Source organism: Mycobacterium sp. (genome assembly GCF_035603715.1).
Taxonomy (GTDB): domain Bacteria; phylum Actinomycetota; class Actinomycetes; order Mycobacteriales; family Mycobacteriaceae; genus Mycobacterium.
Genome location: NZ_DATNJW010000067.1, coordinates 1 through 3,642 on the forward strand (window position 1 = coordinate 1; position 3,642 = coordinate 3,642).

Consider the following 3,642-nt stretch of genomic DNA (forward strand, 5'->3'; position numbering starts at 1 on the left):
GAGCGGACGCGATGGATACCTACGGAATTTTCGCAACCTCTCCCGCCCAGTATTTCCACGGCGGCTACCTCGGGCCGGTGGTCGATCAGCTGGTGGGTACCGCGATCCTCGTCGTGCTGATCGCGGCGTTGATCGACAATCGCAACCAGGCGCCCGCCGGCAACCTGGCGCCCCTGCTGATCGGCTTCATCATCGCCGTGATCGGCTGCTCGTATGGGACCAACGCCGGATACGCGCTCAACCCGGCCCGCGAAATCGGTCCGCGGGTGTTCGCGTGGCTCGAGGGTTGGGGAAAATTGGCGCTGCCCGGTGACTACGGGCTGACGACCAATTACTGGTGGATCCCGGTATTCATCCCGCTGTTCGGCGCAGTGTCCGGCATCCTGCTCTACGACTTCTTCATCGGCCACGTGCTGGACGCGCGTGCGGCGATGATGCGCACCCCGGAACCGGGACTGGCACCGGTTCCCACCACCGACGCCGCGGCGGGAGTGACCGGGCCGGTCACCGCCGAGGACAGTGCCGACGCCGAGGAGGATCAGGCCGCCTGAGCTCAGGTGCCGGTCCAGCGGGCCGGCCGCTTCTCGGCGAACGCGATGGCGCCTTCCTTGGCGTCATTCGACGAGAACACCGGCATCAGGATGCTGTTCTGCTCGGCGAACATGGTGTCCGGGGTCCAGCCGCGGGATTCGACGATGATCCGCTTGGTGGCGGCCACGGCCAGCGGACCATTGGCGGTGATCCGCTCGGCCAGCTCGATCGCCGCGGCCAGCGCGCCACCGGGCTCGGCCAGCACGTTGACCATGCCCAGGGCATGCGCGCGTTCGGCGGTGAAGGCTTCCCCGGTCAGCGCCAACTCCATGGCAATGGCGGGCGGGATGCGCTGAGGCAGCCGCAGCAGGCCGCCGCCGCCGGCCACCAGGCCGCGCTTGACCTCCGGAATGCCGAACGACGCGTCCTTGGATGCCACGATCAGGTCGGTGGCCAGGGCCAACTCGGTCCCGCCGGCCAACGCGTAGCCCTCGACCGCGGCGATCAGTGGCTTGTCCGGCCCACGTTCGGTGAAGCCCATCCCGCGGCCCTCGACGACGGGGACCTCGCCGCGGGCAAAAGCCTTGAGGTCCATGCCCGCGCAGAACGTTCCACCCGCCCCGGTCACGATGCCCACCGAAAGTCCGGGGTCTCCGTCGAGCCGGTCCACCGCGTCGGCCAGACCATGCGACACCGCGGAGTTGACCGCGTTCTTGGCCTTGGGCCGGTTGATGGTGATGATCAGAATCCGGTCCCGCTGTTCGACGAGGACTTCGGGTTCGCTGGCGGCTTCTTCAGTGCTCACGACGGTGTGACGCTCCTTTTGGATTTATGACGGGTGTCTGTCGAGAGATGGTATCCACCCGTTGTAGCTCGGCTAGCATCACAGCCAAATGGCTGCTACGGATATCGAACCCAGCGAGATGAACAAGTGGGATCCCGGGCTCACCGAACGAGTGATGGGCTGGATTCGTCCGCTGATCAAGGGCTACCACCGTGCCGAGGTGCGCGGGCTGGAGTCCTTCCCATCGGGCGGCGCGCTGGTGGTGGCCAACCACTCCGGCGGGTTGTTCGCGATGGACGTTCCGGTCTTCGCGACCGGCTTCTACGAGCACTTCGGCTACGACCGGCCCGTGTACACACTGAGCCACGACATCATCTTCACCGGGCCGACCGGCGAATTCTTCCGTCGCACCGGCTTCATCCGCGCCAACCACGAAAACGCCGACGAGGCACTGCGATCCGGCGGTGTCGTGGTGGTGTTCCCCGGCGGTGACTACGACGTCTACCGACCGACGTTGTCCGAGAACGTCATCGACTTCGACGGGCGCACCGGATACGTGCGGGCGGCGATCAACGCCGGCGTTCCGATCGTGCCGGCGGTGGGCATCGGCGGACAGGAAAGCCAGCTCTATCTGTCCCGCGGGATGGGACTGGCCAAGGCGTTGCGGCTGGACAAGTTGATGCGGGCCAAGATCCTGCCGATCTCGGTGGGCTTCCCGTTCGGGCTGTCCGCGGTGCTGCCGGTCAATGTGCCGCTGCCGACCAAGATCGTTATGCACGTGCTCGAGCCGATCGACGTGATCGCCCAGTTCGGCGAGGAGCCCGACATCGAAGCGGTCGACGCCCACGTCCGAGAGGTCATGCAAAAGGCGCTCAGCGGGCTGGCCAAAGAACGTCGCCTCCCGGTCATCGGCTAGCAGCGCAATGGCACCGCTCGGCCTGCTGGGCACCATGGTCCGCGCGGGAATCGTCGCGCCCATGCGGCCGGATAAGTATTTGCGAATCATCGCGGTGGCCCGTCGCGAAGGCCTTGCTGTCACAAGCGGATTCGGGATGTCAGCACAACGCTGTCCCAATCGTCCCGCGCTGGTCGACGAACTCGGCACCTTGAGCTACCGCCAACTCGATCGGCGTGCCGATGCATTGGCCGCGGCGCTGCAGGCTTTACCCGGCGGAACGCCGGAAGTGCTGGCCATCATGTGCCGCAACCATCGCGGTTTCGTCGAGTCGTTGATCGCGGCCAACCGAATCGGCGCCGACGTGCTGCTGCTCAACACATCGTTCGCCGGCCCCGCACTGGCCGACGTGGTCAACCGCGAGGGCGCGGACGCGGTGATCTACGACGAGGAGTTCACCGATTCGGTTGACCGCGCGCTGGCAGACAAGCCCGACACCACGCGCGTCGTTGGGTGGACCGACCATCCGGAAAACCACGACACCACCGTCGAGAAATTGGTCACCACGCACCTCGGCCAGCGACCCGTCAACACCGGCCGCAAGGGCAGGCTGATCCTGCTGACCTCGGGTACCACCGGTAACCCCAAGGGCGCCAAGCACTCCGGTGGTGGGACGACCGAGCTCAAAGCGATGCTGGATCGCGTGCCGTGGCACACCGAGGAAACCACGGTGGTGGTCGCGCCGATGTTCCATGCCTGGGGCTTCTCGCAGTTGATCTTCGCCGCGTCAATGGGCTGCACAGTGGTCACCCGTCGCAAGTTCGACCCGGAAGCCACCCTCGAACTCATCGACCGTCACCAGGCCACCGGCCTGTGCGTGGTGCCGGTGATGTTCGACCGGATCATGGACTTGCCCGACGACGTGCGCCGCCGCTACAGCGGTCGCTCACTACGGTTCGCCACCGCGTCCGGGTCGCGGATGCGGCCCGACGTCGTCACGAAATTCATGGACGAGTTCGGTGACATCCTCTACAACAACTACAACGCCACCGAAGCCGGCATGATCGCCACCGCGACACCGGCGGATCTGCGCGCGGCGCCGGACACTGCGGGAAAACCCGCCATAGGCACCGAGATTCGCATCCTCGACAGCGACCATCGCCCGGTGCCCATCGGCGAGGTCGGCCAGATCTTCGTCCGCAACACCAATCGGTTCGACGGTTACACGTCCGGCGGGGGCAAGAGCTTTCACGACGGCTTCATGGCATCCGGTGACGTCGGCCGACTCGACGAGGCCGGACGACTGTACGTGGTCGGGCGCGACGACGAGATGATCGTGTCCGGTGGCGAGAACGTCTACCCGATCGAGGTGGAGAAGACGCTGGCCATCCACCCCGATGTCGCCGAAGCCACCGTGCTGGGCGTCGACGAC

Annotated in this window: 4 protein-coding genes; 3 read left to right on the forward strand and 1 reads right to left on the reverse strand. The window is 66.1% G+C overall.

What is annotated here, in order from left to right; all coding sequences use genetic code 11:
* Window positions 1–551: aquaporin (locus tag VN856_RS02715; RefSeq protein WP_325685897.1), on the forward strand; the 551-nt coding region annotated here is incomplete at its 5' end.
* Window positions 552–553: 2 nt separating this feature from the next.
* Here the strand turns inward: VN856_RS02715 and VN856_RS02720 are convergent.
* Window positions 554–1,336: a crotonase/enoyl-CoA hydratase family protein gene (locus VN856_RS02720; RefSeq protein WP_325685900.1), complete on the reverse strand. Its 783-nt coding sequence runs from the start codon at window positions 1,334–1,336 to the stop codon at window positions 554–556.
* A gap of 88 nt (window positions 1,337–1,424) precedes the next feature.
* On the opposite strand from VN856_RS02720, the gene VN856_RS02725 reads away from it, so the two are divergent.
* Entirely contained in the window at window positions 1,425–2,231 is an 807-nt protein-coding gene (locus VN856_RS02725; RefSeq protein WP_325685902.1) for a 1-acyl-sn-glycerol-3-phosphate acyltransferase, read from the forward strand.
* Between the two features lie 7 nt (window positions 2,232–2,238).
* Window positions 2,239–3,642, forward strand: a 1,404-nt coding sequence (fadD12, locus tag VN856_RS02730) for an acyl-CoA ligase FadD12 (protein WP_325685904.1), incomplete at its 3' end; no start/stop codon positions are given.

Bases quoted from the DNA above. Each gene is read 5' to 3' on its own strand.
- VN856_RS02725 (WP_325685902.1), top strand. From the start codon at position 1,425: ATGGCTGCTACGGATATCGAACCCAGCGAGATGAACAAGTGGGATCCC.